Origin of the sequence: Oribacterium sp. oral taxon 108 str. F0425 (assembly GCF_000214455.1) — a bacterium.
Taxonomy (GTDB): domain Bacteria; phylum Bacillota; class Clostridia; order Lachnospirales; family Lachnospiraceae; genus Oribacterium; species Oribacterium asaccharolyticum.
Window position 1 is genome coordinate 617,792 of sequence record NZ_AFIH01000001.1, and the last position, 24,020, is coordinate 641,811.

The 24,020-nt window shown below is 44.1% G+C and carries 16 protein-coding genes and 2 riboswitches; all 16 genes read left to right on the forward strand.

Annotated features, from left to right (window positions below):
• The first annotated feature begins 6 nt into the window (after positions 1–6).
• Positions 7–555, forward strand: coding sequence for a LicD family protein (locus HMPREF9124_RS12635; RefSeq protein WP_009429804.1), 549 nt, complete (start codon positions 7–9; stop codon positions 553–555).
• 116 nt (positions 556–671) lie between these two features.
• Positions 672–1,958, forward strand: coding sequence for a hypothetical protein (locus HMPREF9124_RS03090; RefSeq protein ID WP_009428609.1), 1,287 nt, complete (start codon positions 672–674; stop codon positions 1,956–1,958).
• Between the two features lie 12 nt (positions 1,959–1,970).
• Complete coding sequence (locus tag HMPREF9124_RS03095) at positions 1,971–3,923, forward strand: LicD family protein (RefSeq protein ID WP_009428709.1); 1,953 nt, start codon at positions 1,971–1,973, stop codon at positions 3,921–3,923.
• 21 nt (positions 3,924–3,944) lie between these two features.
• A complete protein-coding gene (locus tag HMPREF9124_RS03100) occupies positions 3,945–6,047 on the forward strand; it encodes a hypothetical protein (protein WP_009429222.1) in 2,103 nt (700 codons plus the stop codon).
• A gap of 39 nt (positions 6,048–6,086) precedes the next feature.
• On the forward strand, positions 6,087–8,114 hold the full coding sequence (locus HMPREF9124_RS03105) for a LicD family protein (protein WP_036597945.1): 2,028 nt from the start codon (positions 6,087–6,089) through the stop codon (positions 8,112–8,114).
• A gap of 46 nt (positions 8,115–8,160) precedes the next feature.
• Positions 8,161–10,140, forward strand: a complete 1,980-nt coding sequence (locus tag HMPREF9124_RS03110) for a LicD family protein (RefSeq protein ID WP_009428188.1) — start codon at positions 8,161–8,163, stop codon at positions 10,138–10,140.
• Between the two features lie 109 nt (positions 10,141–10,249).
• Positions 10,250–12,265, forward strand: coding sequence for a LicD family protein (locus tag HMPREF9124_RS03115; RefSeq protein ID WP_050791224.1), 2,016 nt, complete (start codon positions 10,250–10,252; stop codon positions 12,263–12,265).
• An 88-nt stretch (positions 12,266–12,353) separates the two neighbouring features.
• On the forward strand, positions 12,354–14,378 hold the full coding sequence (locus HMPREF9124_RS03120) for a hypothetical protein (RefSeq protein WP_009429111.1): 2,025 nt from the start codon (positions 12,354–12,356) through the stop codon (positions 14,376–14,378).
• A 19-nt stretch (positions 14,379–14,397) separates the two neighbouring features.
• The gene (gene aepX, locus HMPREF9124_RS03125) at positions 14,398–16,428 is read left to right on the forward strand and encodes a phosphoenolpyruvate mutase (RefSeq protein ID WP_009427660.1); all 2,031 of its coding nucleotides are present in this window, start codon (positions 14,398–14,400) and stop codon (positions 16,426–16,428) included.
• Between the two features lie 186 nt (positions 16,429–16,614).
• Positions 16,615–17,778 carry a phosphonoacetaldehyde reductase gene (locus HMPREF9124_RS03130; protein WP_009428457.1) on the forward strand — a complete coding sequence of 388 codons (1,164 nt, stop codon included), beginning with the start codon at positions 16,615–16,617 and terminating at the stop codon, positions 17,776–17,778.
• A gap of 12 nt (positions 17,779–17,790) precedes the next feature.
• A complete protein-coding gene (gene aepY, locus HMPREF9124_RS03135) occupies positions 17,791–18,900 on the forward strand; it encodes a phosphonopyruvate decarboxylase (RefSeq protein ID WP_009429404.1) in 1,110 nt (369 codons plus the stop codon).
• Between the two features lie 345 nt (positions 18,901–19,245).
• A riboswitch (cyclic di-GMP riboswitch) is annotated at positions 19,246–19,321 on the forward strand.
• A 158-nt stretch (positions 19,322–19,479) separates the two neighbouring features.
• Positions 19,480–19,555: riboswitch (cyclic di-GMP riboswitch) on the forward strand.
• Positions 19,556–19,618: 63 nt separating this feature from the next.
• Positions 19,619–20,050, forward strand: coding sequence for a CAP domain-containing protein (locus tag HMPREF9124_RS03140; RefSeq protein ID WP_009429536.1), 432 nt, complete (start codon positions 19,619–19,621; stop codon positions 20,048–20,050).
• A 180-nt stretch (positions 20,051–20,230) separates the two neighbouring features.
• On the forward strand, positions 20,231–20,446 hold the full coding sequence (locus HMPREF9124_RS03145) for a hypothetical protein (RefSeq protein WP_009428589.1): 216 nt from the start codon (positions 20,231–20,233) through the stop codon (positions 20,444–20,446).
• The gene (locus HMPREF9124_RS03150; protein WP_009429427.1) at positions 20,418–20,888 is read left to right on the forward strand and encodes a hypothetical protein; all 471 of its coding nucleotides are present in this window, start codon (positions 20,418–20,420) and stop codon (positions 20,886–20,888) included. The genes HMPREF9124_RS03145 and HMPREF9124_RS03150 overlap by 29 nt, the downstream gene beginning before the upstream one ends.
• The gene (locus HMPREF9124_RS03155; RefSeq protein WP_009429110.1) at positions 20,873–21,682 is read left to right on the forward strand and encodes an ABC transporter substrate-binding protein; all 810 of its coding nucleotides are present in this window, start codon (positions 20,873–20,875) and stop codon (positions 21,680–21,682) included. Before HMPREF9124_RS03150 ends, HMPREF9124_RS03155 begins: the two co-directional genes overlap by 16 nt.
• A 186-nt stretch (positions 21,683–21,868) precedes the next feature.
• Positions 21,869–24,010, forward strand: a complete 2,142-nt coding sequence (locus HMPREF9124_RS03165; RefSeq protein ID WP_009428777.1) for a bifunctional diguanylate cyclase/phosphodiesterase — start codon at positions 21,869–21,871, stop codon at positions 24,008–24,010.
• Positions 24,011–24,020 lie beyond the last annotated feature (10 nt).

The window sequence follows — 24,020 nt, forward strand, 5'->3', positions numbered from 1 at the left end:
AGGTCTATGAAGAGATTAAAGAAAGAATTTTTCTATGATGAAATAAGAGACGGCTTTTATATACCGGGACTGATTAAAAGAGCCTGGGGAGCGCAGCTCATCGTTTTATCCGAAATTGACAGAATCTGTAAAAAATATGATATTGCGTATTTCCTCTACGGAGGAACCTTACTGGGGGCTGTTCGAGACGGACAATGCATTCCCTGGGACGATGACCTGGATATTTGCATGTTGCGCGATGATTTTTTTAAATTTGCCGAGGTGGTTAAGAAAGAGTTGCCGGAGGAGCTGACGTTTAATTCTCTGGTCAACAACCAGGATTCTGCGGAACTGGTTGCGGCTGTGGGAACGGCGATTGTAGAGATTCGTCCGGAAATTCGGGAAAAATACTATGAATTTCTTTATCCGGTTTCCGTGGATATTTTTCCGTTGGACGATCTGGCAAAGGATCCAGAGGATGAGGAATACCGAAAGGATGTCCTTCGTCTGCTCTTTGTCATGCTGATTTTTATTGAACAAAAAAAGAAAATACAGCGGAGTTTAAAAAAGAAATAAAGGAGCTGGAAAAGCTTCTGCAGATTCAATTTGACAGGACAAAGTCCTTAAAAACGCAAATTTATGCTCTTTTTGATAAAATCAGTCAGGAATTTAACGGAGAAGGCGGCCGGTTGGTGAGCTATCTTCCCGACCAATTGAAGGATGAGAAGAATTATTACTTGAAAACAATCATGCAGCCGGGGAAGACGCTTTCTTTCTGCGGGACGAAGCTGCCTGTTCCGGGAGACTGCGATGCCGTTTTGCAGGGGATATACGGAGACTACCATAAGAAGGTCAAGGCCGGAGGCGACCATGGATATCCGTATTTCAAAAAAAATGAGAAGCTTTTAAAAGAGACCTTTAAAGAGAACTGGCTTCAGGATTACGCTTTTAAGGAAAAAGATCTGGAAAGACCGGAGGTGTACAGTTTCAGAGATATCGTATTAAAAACGGCGGAGTATTTTATTGCCTCGCAAAAGAAGAGCTTTGAAGCCTTTGTTCGAGGGGATTTTTCCATGGTTCTGGCGCTCCTTTCCAAAGCACAGGAAGAGGCAATCACTTTGGGAAACACAATAGAACAGAAGAAGGGGACCGGAACAGAGTCGGTTTCCTATATTGAAGAATATTGTGAAGCCCTTTATCATGCATACCAATCGATAAGTGAATTACTGGCAATCGAAGAAAATCCGATGGAGAACTTATCCTCCGCTCTTCGCAAAGATTTGGAAAGAAAACTCAAGAAACCGGGATATTATCTTCGAAAATTACACTCCGCTTTGGAAAAAGAGTTTAAACGGCAGGTGGTTTTTTTGCCGCACAGCGCCAAACATTTTGACAGCTTAAGACCGCTGATAGACAGCTTACTGAAGGCGGAAGATGTGGAATGTACGATTATTCCGATTCCTTATTTCGACCGTTTGGGTCTTGGAGAATTTTCCGACATGCACTATGAAGGAGAAAATTTCCCGAAGGGTTATAACATGACGGATTACAGGAGCTATGATTTTGCGAAAGAACTTCCGGACTGCATCGTCATTAACTCTCCGTATGATGAATTTAACCATGTTTGGAGTGTGGATCCCTTCTTTTACAGTAGAGAAATGAAGAACTATACGAAAAGGCTGGTTTATATTCCCTGGTTTATTACGGATGAGATTGACCCGGAGGATAAAGAGGATGGAAAAGCTTTCAGCAATATGGAGTATTATGTGACAGTGCCCGGTGTTTTTCATGCCGATTTGACGATTGTGCAGTCAGAGCAAATGAGGAAAGCTTATCTTGAAAAGATAGCACAGTTTGCCGGGAGAGGAATCAGCAGGAAGATGAGCAAAAAAATATCCGGTGCGGGTTCTTGTCTTTTAGGAGAAAAAGAGGGACAGGGTACGATAGCACAATTTAGGCGATTTTTGTTTAAAAAATAGAAGGAAATAAAAATGAAATTACCCAGAGATTTTTTTTATGATGAAGTGCGGGACGGATTTTATATTCCCGGGATGGTTAAGAGAGCATGGGGCGCTGCACTGACCATCCTTTCCGAAATAGACCGGATCTGTAAAAAGCATGGAATTCAATATCATATCAGTGCCGGAACCCTACTGGGGGCTGTCCGCGAGGGAGCGTTCATTCCCTGGGATGATGATTTGGACATTATTATGCTCCGGGATGAATTTAACAAGTTTTGGAGTGTTGCCAAGGTGGAACTGCCGAAAGAATTAACGTTTACCTTTGATATAGGGCATATGGACCGCAGCGGTTATCTTGCGGCAGTGGGAATTTCGGAAATGTATTTCCGTCCCGAGATTCTCAGGAAGTATTGTGAATATCCTTATCCCGCAGCAATTGATGTATTCATTTTGGACGACTTGGCAAAGAATCCGGAAGATGAGGAGTTTAGAAAAGATGTTTTACACATACTCTATACGATGATTGGACTTGTTGAGTCGAATAAAGAAAAATCCCGAAGCTTTTTAAAAGAGCTGGAGAAGGTAGAAGAACTTCTGGAGATTCAGTTTGACCGAAACAGTCCCCTTGCGCCACAGCTCTATGACGTTTTTCACAGAGTTTGCCAGGAGTTTAACGGAACCGGAGATATGGTGGCTTTTTTAGCCTATCAGATGCATCATGAGAAGACTAAATTTCCCAAAGCGGCATTTCAGGGAAGCAAGCAGATTTTGTTTTGCAATCGGGAATTTCCGGCTCCGATAGATTATGATACCGTTCTGAAAGTGATTTACGGAGATTATAAAAAGCCTGTAAAAGCGGGTGGAATTCACAATTATCCCTATTTCAGACAGTATGAAGAGAGGCTCCAAAAGCTCTTTGGAGAAAAGTGGGTATTCAGCTATCAGTTTAAGGAAGAGGATTTAGAGCGTCCGAATGTAGAGAACTTTAGAGAAATTCTCTTTAAAACAGTGGACTATTTCCTGGAAAGGCAGAAAAAGATCCTGGAAGCGTGCAAGAAGAAGGATTTTCTCTTTTTGCATACCGTTCTTCCCGCTTGTCAGGAAGAGGCGATTGCCCTGGGGAATGCCATTGAAGCCAAGAAGGGAGAGGGATGCGAATCGGTTTCTCTTTTGGAGCAATACTGTGAGTCCCTCTATCATGCTTATCAGGCCTTGGAAGAAGTATTGCACAGCGATGAAAAAGAAATCGACCGGGTGCTGTCCGAATCCGGAATGCAAGTGGAAAGAATGCTAAAGCAGTCGGGATCACATCTTAGAAAGTTACGACAGGCTCTGGAAGGAGAGTTTAAGAGACAGATTGTCTTTTTGCCGCACAGTGCCAAGCATTTTGACAGTCTTCGTCCTTTGATTGATGCTTTGTGTGCGGAAGATGACGTGGAGTGTAAGATTATTCCCATTCCGTACTTTGACAGACTGGGAGACGGAAACTTTTCGGAAATGCACTATGAAGGAAATGAATTTCCGGTAGGCTATGAGATTACGGATTACAGAACTTATGATTTTGCGACGGAACTTCCGGATTGCATCGTTTTGAATTCTCCCTATGATGAAGTGAATCCGGTTTGGAGTGTGGATTCCTTCTTTTATAGCAGAAAAATGAAAAACTATACGAGAAAATTGGTCTATATTCCTCCCTTTATTACGGACGAGATTAACCCGAAGGCGGAGGAGGATGGAAAGGCCTTTGGAAATATGGAATATTATGTGACGGTTCCGGGGGTTTTCCATGCCGACCTCACCATCGTGCAGTCGGAAGGGATGAAGAAAGCGTATCTGGCAAAAATTGCCCGTTTTGCAAAAGGCGGTGTAAGTAAGAAGATGCGGAAAAAGATTTCCGGAGCGGGATCCTGTCTCTTCGGTGAGAAGAAAGGACAGGGGACGAAGGAAGTTTTGGAGGAGTTCAAAAGTTTTTTGCAAAAATAGGAAAAACTTGAGGAATGAGAGATGCGAAAGAAGAAGAAAGAACAGATTATCTCCTTACTACAGTGCTATAGGGAAGCGCATTCTGCGATTCGAAAAGGAATAGAAGAAGGGAGGGGCGAGGAAGCCATCTCCCTTTTGGTGCTTTGTCAGGAAGGCATGGAAAAGATAGAGCGGGATACGGAACAAGAGCCTTGCGGAAAGACGGAAAGAGAAGCACTGTTTTCTTCTTACCAGGAGGCGCTTTATTCCTGCTACCTTTCTCTGATTAAGACGGAAGAGGAGAATGCGGAGCCTGGGACATCTTGCTTGGACAGGGCGGAAGCTTATTTTTCTAAAATCGAAGAGGAAATTGCCTCTATTCCGGTCAAGACCTTACATTTGTTTCTTCCGTATAAGGCATCCATGTGGGATAGTATGGAGTCGGTGTATTTTGCGGCGTTACAGGATTCTTCCTGTGAAGCGCTGGTGATGCCGATTACATATTATGAGAAAGAGGATGGAAAATTCGGAAAGCGAATCAATGAGAGGGCGGAGTTTCCAAGTGAGATCGAAACCATAGACGAGGGATTTTCCCTGGAAGAAGCACAGCCGGATGTCATTTACATTCACAATCCCTATGATGACAAAAACATTTTGACTTCCGTCGATCCGCGCTACTATTCCTTTCATTTAAAAGACTATACGGAAAATTTGGTTTATATTCCTTACTATACGACTATGGGAAAGGCGGGATTCGGCTCTTTATTTATGCCGGCCTATCGCTATGTGCATCACATTGTGGTGCAAAGTGAAGAGCACAAACAAAGACTTCCGAAAGAAGTGCAGGAGAAAGCGCGAATACTCGGCAGTCCGAAACTGGACAGAACTTTAGCCTACAGTCAGAATCCGCCGAAGATACCGGAAGACTGGAAGAGAATTGCCCGAGGAAGGAAGATTTATTATTATAATACCGTCATAGAAGAAATGTTGGGTCATCCCGAGTCTTTCTTACAGAAGATGGAAGAAGTTTTCAGCTTGTTCAAAGAGAATCCGAAATACTGTCTTTTATGGCGTCCGCATCCTTTATTGGAAAGCAGTTTTTTTTCGGTAGACACAGCATATAGGAAGCGTTTTCTGGAACTGAAGCTAAGATATCTCACAGAGGAGATCGGAATCTATGATTCTTCCGCAGAACCGGAAAGAGCTGTTGCGCTCTCTTCCGTTTATCTGGGAGATGAGACAAGCTCAATGGCGGCACTCTTCCTCGCAGGGGGAAAACCGCTCTTTATACTGGACAGTACGGTATCGGAAGAAAGAAGGCAGGAGGAGCGGAATCAGGGAGAAAGAAATCGGGAAAAGAGGCTTACAGCGTATTTTCTTAGGCTTTTCCGTAGGATGAAAAGGCAATCCTTTGCCCTGTCGGGGAAAAAGGAATCGGAGGAAGCGCTTGTCTACGAAGGAAGATTTTTATTAATGGGGCAGTTGGAAGGAGACAGACTCCGCATTCGAAAGCTTGCCTTATCGGAGTGGGGAATTCCGGAACAGGAAAGCATGTCTGTTTCAGCAAGGGAATATATGCCGGTTCCGGCAGATGAATACGGAGAGGCCTATTTTTATGAGGGCAGGTGGATCCTGACGCCGAGGGCAGGCAATCATTTTCTGATTCTGGAAAAAGGGAAAGAGCCGAAGAAGCTTCCGCTACCCGAAGGAGGGTGTAAACCCGATGCCTTTAGCGGGAGCTATCGAGGTGGGGAATATCTCTTCTGTAAGGCGGAGAATTATCCCTTCGACATTCGATTTTCGCTTAAAACGCACGGAATTAAGGAATTAAAAGAAGGAATTCTTCATGAGGAGGAAGGTAGAGAAGTTTTCCTCGAAAAAGGAGAAGAGATAGAGCATGTAGAATTCCTGTTTCCGGCGGAGGAACTGATTTCCGGATTTCTGCCCTGGCGGAGTTTTTCCTACGGTTTACAGGAAACTGCATTGTACAGTCTTTCGGATTATTTGGAGGAAAGACCGCTTCTCTATGCTTTTGATGAGGATGATTCGAAGAGAAAATTGGAGGAGCTTTCGGTTCACGTCGGTTCTTCCGGGAAGGCAATCTATGCATTTTTCCAAGCCATGCTTAACGGAAAAGAGGAATAGTCGATTTTGTATTGGAAAAGAGGATAATAAAGAAGAATGATGGAGTTAAAAAGAGAGTTTTTTTATGAGGAAGTGCAAGACGGTTTCTATGTTCCTTCCATAATGAAAAGAGCCTGGGGAGCGGGGCTCACCATTCTGTCCGAAATCGACAGAATTTGCAGAAAATACGAAATTCCCTATTATGCCGGCTACGGGACTTTACTGGGGGCTGTGCGCTCCTCATCCTTTATTCCTTGGGATGACGATATCGATCTTATGATGTTGCGCTCCGACTATAATCGCTTTCTGTCCGTAGCGGAAAAGGAACTTCCGGAAGAGCTTGCCCTGGCTTCTTTAGAAACGAATCCGGATTTTTGGGGGATGAATCCGCATGTTTGCTCCGCGGTACTCTGTTTCCATCCGAAACTGTCTTCCAAGTACCGGGAATTTCCCTACCATGCCTTTGTGGATATTTTTCCCCTTGATGAACTGGCTGAGGATCCGGAAGAAGAAAGACAGAGAGAAAATAAAGTGCATCTGCTTTTTCAAATGATGAAAAAGGTAGAGGGGAGAGAAGGGGAGCCGGAAAAATGGGAAGAGGAGTTAAAGGAGATAGAGAAATTCTTTTCCGTACGGCTTGACCGGAGCCAATCCATCCTTACCCAGCTAATCGGAGTCATGGACCGGGTGGTCTATCAGGAGTTCAATGGGCGGGGAGGAAGTACACTGACTTTTATGCCTTTATATATGATGCGAAAGGACCGGTATCCGCGAGAAGTTTTTGAGAAGAGAGAATGGGTTCCCTTCTGCAATATTTCTTTACCGATTCCCGCGGGTTATGACAGGCTTTTGCAGTGTACATACGGGAATTACCATAAGAAGGTGAAGGCAGGCGGAGAGCACGATTATCCTTATTTTAAAGAGAGAGAGCGGGAACTCGCGGAGATGCTCGGAAAAGAGCGCTTCTTTAACTATGCGTTTAAGAAGGAGGACCTGGAAAGACCGAAGGTTCAAAGCTTTCGAAATCTAACTTTTCTTACGGCAGACTACCTTCTGGAGAAAAGTAAATCTTTAGTGGAGCAGATTCAAAGAGGCAATACCTCTCTCGCACTTTCCGAGCTCCCGCTTTTGCAGGAGACGGCAATCTCTCTCGGAACAGCCATAGAGCAGAAGAAGGGGAAGGAAAAAGAATCGGTTTCTATCTTGGAAAGGTATTGCGAGGCCTTGTATGAGGCTTATCTTAGTTTGCAGGAAGGACTTTCCGGAGATGTATCGGGAGAGCTTGTAGCGGAACAGCTTGCAACGGAACAGTTGATAAAAGCGGGGAACTGCCTTAAGGACTTAAAAGAGGTGCTGGAGCGCGATTGCAAGAGACAGGTCGTCTTTCTTCCGCATAGCGCAAAGCATTTTGCAAGCCTTCGCCCGCTCATCGATGCGTTACAGGAAAGGGAAGACACGGAAGTGAAGCTGATGCCGATTCCCTACTTTGATCGTTTGGGAGACGGAAGTCTCTCGGAAATGCACTATGAAGGGGAGGATTTTCCGAAAGAATATCCGATTACGGATTATAGAAGTTATAATTTTGCGGCGGAACTGCCGGACTGCATCGTCACAAATTCTCCCTATGATGCCTTTAATCCGGTTTGGAGTGTGGATCCTTTTTTCTATAGTGATAAATTAAAGCAATATACGAATAAATTGGTCTATATCCCCGACTTTGTGACGGACGAAATTGACCCGCAGCTGGAAGAAGACGGGAAAGCCTTCTACAATATGCGCTACTATGTGACGGTCCCCGGAGTATTCCATGCGGATTACACGATTGTACAGTCGGAAGCAATGCGAAAAGCGTATCTCGAAAAGATTTCTCGATTTTTGGAAGAGGAAGAAGACTTGGAAGAGAAAGCGGGAAACAAGGGTAGGCTGCAAAGAAAAGAAGCCTGCCTTAAGGAAAGAAGCATAGACGAGCTGATGCAAATGATGCAGAAGAAGATTCTCGGTGCCGGTTCTTGTCTTCTTGGAGAGAAAGAGGGGCAGGGAACGAAGGAAGTGGTAGAAGCATTTCGAAAGATATGGGAAGAGCTGTGATAGCCCCATCAGAAGAGTGGAAATGGTGAAAAGAGGAGGCACTACGATGCAATGGGAAAAGGATTTCTTTTATGATGAAGTGCGAGGCGGTTTCTATATTCCCGGCATGATGAAGAGAGCATGGGGCGCAGAGCTGAGTGTCTTAAAGGAAATCGATAAAATATGCAGAAAGCATCGGATTCCCTATTTCTTAAGCTCCGGAACTCTTCTTGGGGCGGTCCGGGAGGGAGGACAGTTCATTCCCTGGGATGATGATGTGGATATTGAGATGTTTCGGAAGGACTACATGAAATTTTTACGCGTTGCGAAAGAGGAGCTTCCGGAAGAGCTCTATATTAGGGCCATAGAAGTGAATATAGAAACGGCCAGTTTTGTGCCGAAGGTGGGACTTAGAGAGGATGTGATGTCTCTTCCTACGCTTGAAAAGTACTGCTTTTTTCCCTATAAGGTGGAGATTGATATTTTCTTGTTGGATGAACTTTCCGATAAAGAAGAGGAGGAACTATACAGGGAAGAAGTTCTAACTATGCTTTACAGTTTGAATGACATGGTATTTGAAGGGACAAGCAGGGAGGATGTAGAGCTGCTCCTGGAAAAAATAGAAGAGGCTCTCCATTTTCATTTTGACAGAAACCTATCTTTGAACCTTCAAATCAAAAGCTTGATTAATCGGTTTTTCCAGGAGTTTAATGAAACAGAAGGGCATAATATAGCGATTTTTCCTTATTATCATCTACTCGGGAATTGTCGCTTTCCAAGGAAAGCCTATGAAAACACGATATTGCTTCCCTTTTGCGGAATGCGCTTTCCGGCAGCGGAAGGGTATGAAATGCGACTTGATTCCGAGTATGGAGACTGGCATAAAAAGAGTAAGTCAGGAGAGGACCATAATTATCCGTGTTACAAAGAGTCCGAGGAACATGTTTCCCGTATCCTGCCAGCCAAGGCGTTTCCGAGATATTCCTTTCAGAAAGAGAGTATGGAACGAAACCTCGTCCGGAGCCTTAGGAAACAGTACTTGGGGATTCTTGACGGTTTCTTTTTGGAGGAGAGGAGAGGAACAGAACTGCTCCAAAAAGGGGAATATGCCGCCTATCAATCCCTTCTTGCAGCGTTACAGGAAGGGGCAATCGCTTTCGGAGAACTGCTCGGGGAAAAGATAGGGAAGGATGCGGAATCCATTTCTTTATTGGAATCCTATTGCGAGATGCTATATCAAAGGTATCAGAACGCATCGTCTCCGGAAGAAAAGAAGAAAGAGATAATGCAGGAGGAAGAGACCGTTTCTCTTCTCAAGGCATTAAAAGAGAGGGTTGGGAAAGAGCTGAAAGTACAGGCGGTCTTTCTTCTTCATAGGGCAAAAGACTTTGCCGGTCTTCGTCCGTTGGTCGATGCACTGCGGAAGGAAAATGTGGATTGTAAGATTATCCCGATTCCCTATTATGATAAGGCTGTAAATGGAGCATTCAGGGAAGTGCATTATGAAGGCGGGGAATTCCCAAAGGAATACGCCATTACGGATTATAAAAGCTATGATTTTGAGAAGGAACTTCCGGACTGCATCGTGATGAATTCTCCCTATGACGAATATAATCCCGTTTTTTCCATAGAGTCTGCATTTTACAGCAGAAATCTGAAACGATTTACGGGAAAATTGATTTATATTCCCTGGTTTGTGACGGATGAAATTGATCCGGAGAATCCGGAAGACGGAAAAGCCTTCTACAATATGCGCTACTATGTGACTGTTCCCGGGGTATTCCATGCGGATTACACCATAGTGCAGTCGGAAGGAATGAAAAAGGCCTATCTTGTAAAAATCCTTCAATTTTTGGAGGAAGAAGAAAAACTGCATGGAACGTTAGGAATAGAAGGGGCGGATGAATCCGGGAAAAAGAGTATAGATGAAGTATTGGTTATAATGTTGAAGAAGATTCTCGGCGCAGGCTCCTGTCTCCTTGGAGAGAAAGAGGGGCAGGGAACAAAGGAAGTAGTTTCATGCTTTTTGCGGCTCCTTTCCCAATAAGCAGGAAGTAAGAAAAAGAATAGAGTGATACTGAAGGAAGGGAATTATTTATGAACTTGGCAGCAGATTTTTTTATGATGAAGTGCGGGACGGATTCTATATCCCCGGCATGATGAAGAGAGCATGGGGCGCAGAGATGCGCATTCTCTTTGAAATTGACAGAATCTGTAAAAAATATGATATTCCCTATTTTATTAGTGAAGGAACCTTACTGGGCGCAGTTCGAGAGGGAAACTTTATTCCATGGGATGATGATATTGATATCGTTATGCTTCGGGATTCCTTCTCTCAATTTTCCAAAGTCGTAGAAGATGAGTTGCCGGAAGGCTTAAAGTTTTCCTTTGGAAGAGACGGTTTGCAAAATACAAGTATTTATGCAGGAATTGGCATTTTTGAGATGAAATTTCGAAAAGAAATTTTACATGAGTTTTGTGAGTTTCCCTATCCTGCAATAGTTGATATTTTTGTGCAGGATGATCTTGCGAAAGATGCAGAGCTGGAAAATGCTCGGCATGAAATTTTGAAAATGCTATGCGTCATGATACAGAATTTGGAGCAGGGGAAAGAGGAGGAAAAGACAGCACAAAAAAAACTGAAGGCAATAGAAAAGCTTCTTCCTACTCATTTTACGAAAGAAGAAAAACTGCTTCCTCAGTTGTATCGTGTCTTTCATCAAATTTGCCAGAAATATAATGGAGAAGGAGAGGAGGTGGCTATCCTTCCCTACCAGTTGTTTCATCCGGAGGCAAAATACCCTAAGGCGGTTTTTCGGGGAACAGAAACACTCCTTTTTTGCGGAAATACATTTCCGGTACCGAAGGATTACGATATAGTATTGAAAGGGAGTTTTGGCGATTATCGAAAAGTTGTCAAAGCGGGTGGGGATCATGTTTATCCCTATTATAAAAAATATGAAAAGAAACTCCGCGCTATTCTAAAGGATAATTGGTTCTTTGACTATGTTTTTCAGGAGAAAGACCTGGAAAGACCGCGCGTAGAGAACTTCCGGGAAATCACTATGCAGTTTCTGGATTCTTTTGTGCTAGAGGAAGAGGAACTCGAGAAAACGTTTTCGGAAAGGAAATATGAGGCAGTTCTTTCCGCGCTTCCGTCTCTCCAGGAGCGTGCCGTAATGCTTGGAAACGCTATAGAGGAAAGGAAGGGTGAGGGGACGGAAAGTGTTCACTGCTTGGAAAGCTTCTGTGAAGCACTCTTTCAACTGCATTCTTCCTTAACGGCACTGCTTGTCTATAGGGACACCGCGGAAGGAAAAGAGAATGAGCTGGAAGAGAAGATAGAACAATCGGAAAAGAATCTAAAGCAATCTACCATTGTAGAAAATAGTAAAGAGCAGCTGGAAGGACTTAGAGCGCTTCTGCAGAACCTGCGTGCGTCTCTGGAAAAAGAAATCAAAAGACAGGTCGTTTTTCTTTCACACAGTGCAAAGCATTTTGCAAGTATTCGTCCACTCATCGATGCTTTGCGGGAGAGAGAAGATACGGAAGTGAAGCTGATGCCGATTCCCTACTTTGATCGACTGGGAGACGGCAGTCTCTCGGAGATGCACTATGAAGGGGAGAATTTCCCGAAAGAATACCCGATTACGGATTACAGAAGCTATAATTTTGCGGCGGAACTGCCGGACTGCATTGTCATGAATTTATCTTATGATGCCTTTAATTCGGTTTGGAGTGTGGATCCTTTTTTCTATAGCGATAAGTTAAAGCAATATACGAACAAATTAGTCTACATTCCCTGGTTTGTGACGGATGAAATTGACCCTCAAGCAGAAGAAGACGGAAAAGCCTTCTACAATATGCGCTACTATGTTACTGTCCCCGGAATATTCCACGCGGATTACACCATAGTGCAGTCGGAAGGAATGCGAAAAGCTTATCTCGAAAAGATTTCTCGATTTTTGGAAGGGAAAGAAGATTTGGAAGAGAAAGCAGGAAACACGAATAGAATACAAAAAGAAGAAGCTCTTCTTACCAGGAAAGAAGTCTTGGAGCAGATGGAGAAAAAGATTCTCGGTGCAGGCTCTTGCCTCCTTGGAGAGAAAGGGGGGCAGGGAACGAAGGAAGTGATTACAATAATGAAACAGATTCTTTTTGAAAAGGAATAGAGAATATATTCATTTTCAAGTCGGATTTGTCCCCAAAATTTGTATGGAGAAAACCCCGTAGGGGGAGAAAAAATGAGGACGGAAAGATATGCGAAAGAGAAAAAAAGAGCAGCTTCTCTCGTTACTACAGTCTTATGAGGAAGTGCATTCTACACTGCGAAGCTTTATTGCGGAGGGAAGAGAGAAAGAAGCGACCTCTCTTCTTGTGCTGTGCCAGGAGGGGATGGAGAAAATAGAAGGGGAAGTGCAGGCGAATTTGGCAGAGGCCGGTGGGCTTACGGAACTTTTTTTACAGTATCAGGAAGCCCTCTTTCATACTTATCAGGCACTCTCTACAGCAGAATCGGAAATGGATTTTTTGCAAAAGGCGGAATCCGTCTATTTTCAAATCAAGGATGTAATAGAGAGGACAGCAGTCCATAGTCTGATTCTATTCCTGCCCTATAAAGCTTCCATGTGGGACAGTATGGAGTCCATTTATCTTGCAGCAAGAAAGGATTCGTCATGCGAAGCGCTGGTTATGCCGATTAGTTATATTGAAAGAGCGGAAGGCGGCAGCTTCGGCGAAGCGCAGAATGAGAGGGAGAAATTTCCGGCACATATTCCGCTTATCACGGAAGACTTTTCGATAGAGGAGGAACGACCGGACCTGATCTATATCCATAATCCCTATGATGACGCCAATTTAGTCACTTCCGTGCATCCGCGTTACTATTCTTCCAATTTGAAGAAGTATACCGACAATTTGGTCTATGTCCCTTATTTTACAACTATGGGGATTCTTAGTCACGGGGCTGCTTTTCGTCCCGCATTTCAGAATGTAGACTATATTGTCGCGCAGAGTGAAGAACATAAAAAGAGTCTTCCCAAAGAGGTTGAGAAGAAATGTGTGATATTGGGAAGTCCGAAGTTTGATTCTATTTTATCCGCTGTAAATCATCCTCCGAAGATGCCGGAGGAATGGGAAAGCATTGCGAAGGGAAGGGACTTATACTACTATAATACCAGTTTAGTGGGAATGCTGGAAAATACGGAGGCATTTCTGGAAAAGATGGAAGAAGTCTTTAGTTTGTTTAAAGACCATCCGAAACACTGTCTATTATGGAGACCTCATCCTCTTCTGGAAAATACCTTTCTTACGATGAGAAAGGACTATCAGAGTCATTTTCTTTGTCTAAAGGAGAAATTTCTTAAGGAAGAAATTGGAATTTATGATAATTCCCCGGAACTGGAAAGGGCAGTCAGTCTATCTGAGCTTTATATAGGAGATGATGGAACCTCTTTAATTTCTTTGTTTTCCGTTGCGGAAAAACCGGTGATTATTTTGGATAATAATCTTCCGAGCAAGAGAAACGAGGAAAGTTATAAAACTCTATTGGAATATTTTCTTTTGAGAAAGGCAAGGGAGGAGAGGTGCTATGGAGAAGATGCCCTTGTTTATGAAGGCAGGTTTTTACTTGTCGGACAGTTGGAGGAGAAGAAACTTTCCATTAAGAAAATTGATCTTTCGGAATGGGGCATTTCTGAAGAAGAATCCGATAGAATTCCGGGGGATGAGTATGGAGAAGCCTATTTCGATCATGGACGTTGGATTTTGAGTCCGAAGGCAGGAAATCACTTCTTGATTTTAGAAAAAGGAAAGCCGAAACAAAGAATTTACCTTTCCGGATTTTCTTATAAGCCTGATGCTTTTTTTGAAAGTAATCGGGTGGAGGATTATATTTTCTGTAGGGCGGAGAACTATCCCAACGATATTCGCTTTTCTCTAAAAACGTTATGTATTGAAGAGTTGAAGGGGCAGAAAATAGAGGAAAGACAAGTCTATCATATTGCGGAGCATGTTTTGGAAAGCTGGGATATCCAATTCACCTTTCCTGTTGAAGAACTTTGCTCCGGATTTCTCCCCTGGAGAAGATTTTCTTATGGATTACGGGAAAACGAAGCGTATTGCCTGCAGGATTTTCTTTCGGATAAACCGCTTCCCCGTCCCTTTGACAAGGCATTTTCCCATAGTAAAATAAAGGACATTGCGGTAAATATCGGCACTGCCGGAGAGAAGATTCATGCCTATTTTCAGCGTATCGCGCTTCAGGATGAAAAAATAGGGAAATAGAGGAATAGGAGAGCATAGTATGAAAGCACTGATTTTAAATTCCGGGAAGGGAAGTCGCATGGGAGATTTAACGAAGAATCATCCCAAGTGTATGACGGAAATTGCCAGCATGGAGACTATCCTGAGCCGACAGCTTCGGCAGATTGAGGACTATGGCATAAAAGAGGTCGTGATTACGACAGGCCCCTTTGAGGACAAGCTGATTCACTATGTGGAGAGCCTTGGCCTTGATTTGGAATACAGTTTTGTGCGGAATCCTCTTTTTGCGGAAACAAATTATATCTATTCCATTTATCTGGCACGGGAAGTCCTGAAGGATACGGACCTGCTCTTAATGCACGGAGATCTCGTTGTGGAAAATGATGTTTTCTTCGATTTCATGGAGCAGGAAGGCTCCCTTATGGCGGGAAGCACCACAAAAGAGCTTCCGGAAAAGGACTTTAAGGCGGAAGTTTCGGACGGAAAAATCACGAAGGTGGGCGTTTATTGCTTTGAGCATGCCTTCAGTGCACAGCCGTTATATAAGCTTAAGAAGGAGGACTGGGGACTTTGGCTCTCCGCAATCTGCGCATTTTGTGAGAGAGAGGACGAGGGTGAGACGAATTGGAAGAAGCTGTATGCGGAAGAAGCCTTAAATACCGTGCTTTCTCAGTTTTCGCTTCGCCTCTATGATGCGGAAGAGAAGCTTTGTCAGGAGGTGGACAATCCGGAGGATTTGACGGTGGTTTCCCTCCTGCTTCGCGCCATTAAAAAGAAGACGGTTTATCTCAGCTTTTCAACGGATATCTTGCATAACGGTCATTTCACCCTGATAAAAAAGGCGAAGAGACTGGGAAGACTGATTGTGGGAGTCCTGAGTGATGAGGTGGTGTCCTCCTACAAGCGTTTTCCCCTACTGCCTTTCTCGGAGAGGAAGGCCATGTTTGAAAATATTGCCGGAGTGGACAGAGTGGTTGAGCAAAACAGTCTTTCCTACCGGGAAAACTTGGAAAAATATAAACCGGATTTTGTGGTGCATGGTGATGACTGGCAAACCGGATTTCAGAAACCGATTCGGGAAGAGGTTTGTAATATTCTGGCAAGCTACGGCGGGAAACTTGTAGAACTGCCGTATAACAATAATGAAAAATACCGAGACCTGGAAAAGCGGACCCGCGCGGATTTGGCGATGCCGGATTTTAGAAGAGGGCGTTTAAGAAAAGAACTGAAGGTAAAAGGCTTTGTCAATGCGATGGAAGCCCATGACGGCTTAACCGGGCTGATAGTGGAGAACACCAAGGTCTATAAGGATGGCGGGGCCCATCAGTTTGATGCGATGTGGATCAGTTCTCTTTGCGATTCTACGGCAAAAGGAAAACCGGATATAGAGCTTGTGGATATGAGCTCCCGTTTCAGAACCATTGAAGATATTACCGAGGTTACAACCAAACCCATTATCTTTGACGGAGATACGGGCGGCATCAAAGAGCATTTTGTCTACACGGTACGCAGCTTGGAGCGCCTTGGCGTTTCCATGGTCATTATCGAGGATAAGACGGGACTGAAGAAAAATTCCCTCTTCGGAACCGAAGTGGAGCAGACGCAGGATAGAATAGAGAGTTTTTCCGAAAAGATTCGTGCCGGAAAGAAGGCACAACGGACAAAAGAATTTATGATTTGTGCGAGAATCGAGAGCCTGATTCTGGAAAGAGGGATGGAGGACGCTCTGGAAAGAGCCTTTGCCTTTGTGAAGGCCGGGGCGGATGCTATTATGATTCACAGCAGGAAGAAAAGTCCGGAAGAAATTTTCACCTTCGTGGAGCGATTCCGAAAAGAGGATTCGGAGACCTACATTGTGGTAGTCCCGACCAGCTTTAACAGTGTAAAGGAAGAGGAGTTTAAGAAAAGGGGCGTGAATGTCGTGATTTATGCCAACCAACTTATGCGTGCCACCGTACCGGCCATTCAGAATGCTGCGGAGACCATTCTTCAAAATGAGAGAGCGGAAGAATGTGACAGTTTTCTCATGCCCTTTAAAGAGATTATCCGCTTGATTCCGGAAGAGGACTAAAAAGAAATCGGGATGATTTTTGCTTTTGAAGATTTTTTGTGGTAAATCGGAAAAAAACATATTTTCCCTTCCGATACTTTGCAGTAGAATATAGCAGAATTTTTATCTTTATAATCGATTGAAACGGCGAAGAAGATTTACAATCCAAGCTTTAAAAAGATAAAACGTAGGAGAGTAGGGGTAGATATGAGAAAGGATGTCATTGAGGCACAAATTGTCCTCGGAAAAGGGAATGTTAAAAGAGAACTGGGGGATTTTATTCGCAGAAATGCCTGGAAAAAGATTTTCCTTGTAGCGGGAAAATCCTTTTCCGGTCTGGCTATAGGAAAAGAATTTGCGGAGTTGGAACAGGAGCTGTCCCTCACTGTGGAGCGCTTTTCCGCTTTTTCGGTAAATCCCGAGTTCTCGGAGGCGGTAGCGGGCAGTAAAGTCTTTCGGAGTTTTTCACCCGATGTGATTTTTGCGGTGGGAGGCGGCTCAGCGATGGACACGGCAAAGGCGATAAAGCTTTTTTCTTCCTTGGAGGAAGAGGAGCTTCTTCTAAAACCCTGGAAGGATAACGGCATTCCTTTGCTCGCAATTCCGACTACGGCGGGAACCGGATCGGAATGTACCCCCTTTTCCGTTTTGTACAAGGGCGGGGAGAAGCTTTCGATAGAGGACGAAAGCATATACCCTCTGATTCGCGTAGAAGATGCAAGGAGCCTGGAATTCTTACCGCTTTATCAGAAGAAAGTGACCTTACTGGATGCCTTAAGTCATGCCATGGAATCGATTTGGTCCAGGGCGAGTGAGGGAGATAATCTCTATTACGGGAAGGAAGCGATAGACGGCATTCTTCGTCATGCCGATGCTTATCTGAAAAATGATCCCGGGTCTTGGGCTCCGATTTCCGATGCAGCAACACTTGCAGGAAAGGCGATTGCCATTACGAAAACGACGGGAGGGCATGCGCTTTCTTATAAACTGGGAAGTCTGTTTTCGCTTCCGCACGGCTTGGCTACAGCGATAGTAAATAAGGAGCTCTATCCCTTGCTTACGGAAAACGAAGAGAGGGTGCATGACCCGGAGAAACTTGTTTACCTGGCTCATTGCTTTGGGGTAAAGAGCACACAAGAAGGGGCGGAACGCTATAGAGCTTTTTTAGAGAAGGTGGATGTTCTGCCGAAGGATCAGGGATTTTATGTAGAGCGCTTGCGGGAGAAGTCTCCGGATGTGCAGTCTTTGGAAGAGGCGGTGGAGATTCTTGCGAAGTCCGTCAATTTGGAGCGGCTGCAGAATCACCCCATGAGTCTTTCAGAGGAGGAATTAAAACAGATTTACAGGCGAATTCTTATGTTGGAAGGGTAGAAGAGAAGAAGGATGAAAGTAGAAGAGTTTCTGGAACGGATTCCGTCGGATTTTTTTACCGGCGTGCCGGATTCCCAATTAAAGGCACTGTGTGACAGTCTGATGGAGCGCTACGGGATTTCCGAGCGGCATATTATTGCGGCAAATGAGGGGAATGCCGTGGGGCTTGCAGCAGGACATTTTCTGGCGACAAAAAAGGTGCCCACCGTATATATGCAAAACAGCGGGCAGGGAAATGCCATGAATCCCCTGGCTTCTCTTTGCGCTAAATCCGTGTATGCGATTCCCATGCTTCTCATCATCGGCTATCGCGGAGAACCGGGGGTAAAGGATGAGCCGCAACATGTTTTTCAAGGGGAGATTACCCTGTCCTTTTTGGATTTGATGCGGATTCCCTACTTTGTTTTGGGAAAAGAAAGCACAAAGGAAGAACTGGAGGAGGCCTGCAAGCGGTTTGAAGACGTTTTTGCGGAAGGAAGGCAGGCGGCTATTGTAGTTAAGAAGGGAGCCCTTACGAAGGAGAAGTCTTATCCCTATAGGAACTCCTATTCTTTCTGCAGAGAGGATGCCATTCGCTGTGTTCTTAGTTACAGCGGACAGAATCCGATTGTTTCCACAACGGGAAAGATCAGTCGGGAAGTCTATGAAATCAGAGATGCCGAAGGACAGGGGCACGGATTGGATTTTCTGACGGTGGGTTCTATGGGGCATGCCAGTTCGATTGCACTTGGGATTGCTTTGGAAAAGAAGGATAAGCGAATCTTCTGTTTGGACGGAGACGGTGCGGCACTCATGCATATGGGAGCCATGGCGACCATCGGTTCCGTAAGTCCGAAGAATTTTGTCCATATCCTCTTTAATAATGAAGCACATGAGACGGTAGGAGGGCAGCCCACCGTATCGAAGACAGTCCATTATCGAGAGCTTGCGAAGGCGGTAGGCTATCGGAAGGTTTATCTGGCAAAGGAGAAGGCCGCTTTGGAAAATGCCCTTTCCGAGAGCGGAAAGGAGACCGGCCCGATTTTTATTGAGGTCGCTTGCTCCGTCTTTTCCAGGGCGGACCTCGGAAGACCGAAGACCACCGCGATAGAGAATAAAGAAGCCTTTATGGAAGAGCTGTAAAAATTACTTTGTATCTTGTAAAACTACTTTGTATCTAATTAAACTGCTTTATACCTGATTATATAGCTGTAAAGATAGGGAAATTGCCGTGTGCAAACTCCTGTTTTTACAGCTAAAATTATTTTTTAAAAGTAATTTGAAAATTACTTATATAATTTAATTCCTTGGCGATAGTATATACTGAGAGAAGCTTTTATTAAGAGACAAAAAAGAAAAAACTTAAAATTTAATTTTTCTGTTGACATCTCTTTAATATATGCTATAATCCAAATTGTAAGTGAATTGGATGACTTACCGGACGGAGAAGCCGCTGAGTACTCACCACTTACCAACAGATTCTGACCGGATCTGTTTGAGCAAAATCGGGGAAACCCGATGACGCAAAGCTATAGGGCCTGTAACATGGCAGCCAGTTGCGATCTTCCCTGTAAGAAGATGTATAACAATCTATACAAGCTTTTTCATATGAAGATTCGGTTAGCTGGCAACTAGAAAGGGAATTCTAGCTGTCGGTTTTTTATTACTCGAAAAGAAAGTGTAGAGTATTTCTTTTCATCATATGGTGTCACCGCACAAACGGTTGGACATCGGCAAACCCGGGGAAATCCGGCGACGCAAAGCTATAGGGACTGTAAAATGTCAGCCAGCTGCAATCATGAATCCCCTGACCAGGGTGAAATGATTCTGCTCCTGACTCCCTCGTAAGAAGGAGTTATGTATGAAAAAGGTAGTAAAATTAGTTTTACTTACAGCATTATTTGCCACATTTTTTGCAATGACAGCTTTCGCTGCAAAAGGTGATGCTCAGGCAGCTTTCAACAAAGTGAATGAAATCAGAGTTGCTAACGGCTTAAACCCACTCACTTGGAACTACCAGGTTGAGAACGCTGCTAAAGTAAGAGCAAATGAAATCGTAAGCAGTTTTTCCCACACAAGACCGGACGGAAGACCTTGGTATACTGCTGATGATAAGGTTCTCTACGGAGAGAATCTTGCACAGTATTATGACAGTTCTGATGAAGTTGTTCAGGCTTGGATGAATTCTCCATCTCACAGAGCCAACATCTTAAAGCCGGATTTCAAAAGTGGTGCAATCTTTACTGTTGAAGTAGACGGAGAAGTTTACTGGGCAGAGGAGTTTGGCATTTAATAAAAACTATAAAATTTCGTTTGAAGAATATGCAATAAGAAAACGTGAACCTTAAGAAAGAAATGAAAGGGCTGCCGACATATCATCGGTAGTCCTTTCATTCGTTTGAAAACAAAAAGTTCTTTTTTTCTCCGTGATTTCATAGTAAAGTAGAAAATGCAGATAAGGGGAGGGTGAGCCATGGAAGAAAAAGAGGTTCGAGGCAGTACTTTTATCGTTCAAATTAAATGCATGGAAAATGATACGTGGCAAGGGAAAGTTATTTGGGCAGAGAAAAATCGGGCCCAATATTTTCGGAGCAGTTTAGAGCTTCTGAAGTTAATGGATAGAGCATTGTTGGATGAGACTTTGTCTTTAGAGGATGGGGATGAAGAAGATGGAGAAGTCGTTAGCTGAGCTTTATGCCATAGATTTACTGGGCGTATTAATCATGGAAAGAGTAGACGGAGACTTCCGAGGAGAGTTGATAGAACAGTACTCTACGAAGCGGGTCCCTTTCTATGGCGTTTTGGACCTGATTAAGAAGATGGAAATGCAGTACGATACGTGGGATTATCCGCAGACCTCCTCACGGGACAGGAGCTTCCGGAAAAGACAGAAGTATGTTTATCCCGACAGAAGAGGGAAGAAAGACTTTGTGGATGAGGTGAGGACGCTCACCAAGCATTCCATTTTGGAAGAGCGAGGAAAGCTCGCCACTTTTTTTGTACATACGAAGTTCAGGCAGCACTGTACATGGCAGGGAGAAGTCTATATCGGAGAAAAGGAGAAGGCTTTCTCTTTTCAAAGCGTACTGGCTTTGTTAAAGATTATGGAGAGGGAATGTCCGAGAGAGTAGAATCGAGAGGAATAGAGAAGATAAAAAGAAGGCTATGCAAGTCAGTCTTCTGTCTTTTTTTTCTGCTTCTCTTTGCGTGCGGGAAGAAACCGACCGGTACTATTTCCGGAAGAGAAATTCGGCTGAGCTTTGACCGGGATAATTATCCCTTTACCGCGGAGGACGAGGAAGGGAAGGCCGTTGGATTTGAAATCGAACTGATGGAACGGATTGCGGAAAAGGAAGGTTTTACCTTAAAGTTTTTACCTAAAAATCAATCCGCACTTGCTCCCTCCGTGATTACGGGAACTTCGGATATGGCGATTGGCGGTCTGTCTCGCATAGAAGACGAGGAGAAAAGACTCGGCTATTCTACCTCCTATTTGACGGTGAAGCTGGCCGTTCTTTTAAGGAAAGACAGGGATAATCCGGCAGAAAAGAGTTTGGAAGACTTCCGGGGAAAGACGGTTCTGGTAAAGGAAGGCAGCGCCGCCGCATCCTTTCTCGAAGAGAAAAGAGAGGAGGAGGGCTATTACCTTAGCGTGGTACAGAGTAATGAAGATTTTTTTTCCGCCCTGGAAGAGGAAAAGACGGATGCCATCTGTGATCTTCGCCCTGCCCTTTTGAAAATGCGGGAAGGAGACAACAGTTTAGAGATGCTCTCTCTCGACAAGGAAGAAGAAATCTCTTTCATCGTGAGTCGCGGTCAAAACCGGGAGATTCTCAGAGCCTTCGACAGAGGCTTTCGAAAAATAAAGGAGAACGGGGAATTTGAGGCGCTCTACCGGCGCTATGCGTCTTATTTTTCCGAATAAAAACGAGATGAAAAAGCAAAATTTTAAAAGAGAAGTTATATCTTCTCTTTTTTTGACGATAAAAAAGGGAAGCCATGAAATATTTTCATTTTTTAATAAAAAAATTTTATCGAAAAATAAACGAAAAGACAGGATGAACTGCCTGGGCGCGGGCGGCAGGAAGCCGTAATATCGGAGGGAGCCGAAGTGAGTGAAGAGAAGAATTTTCTTCTTCCGAAATGGATGGAGAAAAAGAAACAATTGAAGGAGAGTCAGCTGGACCCTCTCAGTAAGACGATAAAGAATCAGCCCTTTAGAGAGTTGGCAGCGGAATTTTTGGAAGAGGGGCAGCTTCTTTGCTATTTTAATATTGTAGATTTTAAACTGTATAATTACCGATTCGGTTTCGAGGAGGGAGATCTTTTGCTGATTCAAATGGCAAAGATTCTTCAATCCGCTTTTCCGCATGCGCTGATTACCAGGATGTTTGCGGATCAGTATGCCCTTTTGACGACGGCGGAGGATTGCCATAATTCCTTGTTAAAAGCGCATACCGAGTTTGAAAAGCTGGATCTACCCATGTTTTTGGACTTTAAGGTGGGAATTCATGTTGTCTCTGAGAAGAGAAATATCATCAATGCCTGTGATAATGCGAAAACGGCCTGTGATTCCATCAAAAAAGACAGGGAAAGCTTTTATCGTTACTATGATGAAGAACTCAGTCATATGCTGCTCCGCCAGCGTTTTATTGTGGATAATATTGAAGATGCCATGAAGAGAGGGGATATCCAGGTTTATTATCAGCCCTTGATTCGTGCGCTTTCCAAGGAGGTCTGCGGACTGGAGGCTTTGGTACGCTGGGTGGACCCGCAGTTCGGATTTATCTCTCCCGGAGAGTTTATTCCGGTTTTGGAAGAGTATCATATTATTCATTTACTGGATATCCACGTTGTTTCTCTGATTTGCCAGGCTTTTTCCAATATTCGGGAAAAGGGGGAGAACATGGTTCCGGTTTCTTTTAACGTTTCCCGTATGGATTTTGAACTCTGCGATATTTTTGCGGAAATTGAGAAGCTTGTAAAAGAATACGATGTACCGAAAGAAATGCTGACCATGGAAATCACGGAATCCGTTTTAAACAAAAATCCGGCCTTAATCAGTAACCAGATAAAGCGTTTTCACGAGGCCGGTTACAAGGTTTGGATGGATGATTTCGGATCCGGCTACAGCTCTTTGAATATTCTGAAGGACTTTGACTTTGACTTGTTGAAAATCGATATGCTTTTGTTGCAGGATTTTCAGGAAAAGTCTCAAAAAATTGTCAGCTCTATCGTGGATATGGCTAAGAAAATCGGAATCCGCACACTTGCGGAAGGAGTGGAGACGGAGGAACAGCTGGAGTTCCTGCGGGAAATCGGCTGTGAAAAGTTGCAGGGGTATTATATCGGTCGTCCCCGTCCCTACGAAGAAAGTATTGCCCATTGTAAGGAAATGGGCTTTCGTTTTGAGACACCGGGGAAGAGAAGATACAACGATGATCTCGGGAATGTCAATCTGCTTAGCGGGTATGCCCATATAAAGCAGCATGCTGCGTCCGAAGTGGGGAATTACGTGGAAGGAATTCCTCTTTCCATTGTGGAAATGGTGGGCGATAAGCTGGAGTTTCTCTATGCCAACAAATCCTTCCAACAGGAGCTTTCCAGTGTCAGAGGATTAAGCGTGAAAGGCACGGAGGAAATTATTAATAATAAGCAGGAAGAGATGTATAAGGTGGTAAGACGTTTCTTTTCCAATCTGTCCGCGGGAGAAAGAGAAACGCTGGATACCATCGTGGGAGATACCTTCTTCAGTATTCGGGGAAGAGAAATCAGCCACATTCCGGGAAGAAATGCTTATATTGTGAATCTCCAGGTCTATCAGGGGGATTTTTTAAAGCTGAAGCAGAAGAAAATGATTGAAAAGGTCAAAGACTTATATAAGGGGTATGAGCTGGTTCTCCTTTGGAGCCCCAGAATGGGACAGACAGAGTTGCTTTACCTTAGGGCGGAAGGCAGAATGCAGTGTGAGGAAAAAGATTTTCTGACGTGTTATGCCAGGGAAACCTTTTCAAAGGAAGAGGGAAAACGCTTTTTCCAGTTCTTACGGCAAAACAGTGCCCTAAAGGGGGAGAAAGCCGTCAAAGAAAAATACTTTATGGGAGTAGACGAAAACGGAAGGAAAATCGTCTTACTGGTGAGCCTTAAGGCTTCCATGCTGGATGAGGAGGAGAAAATCCTCTTGAGCATCAGACGCCTTTGGAATGCACAGGTCGCTTCTCTTGTTGCGGGGAAACTGGGCGAAGGTTTATAAGCCGGAAAAA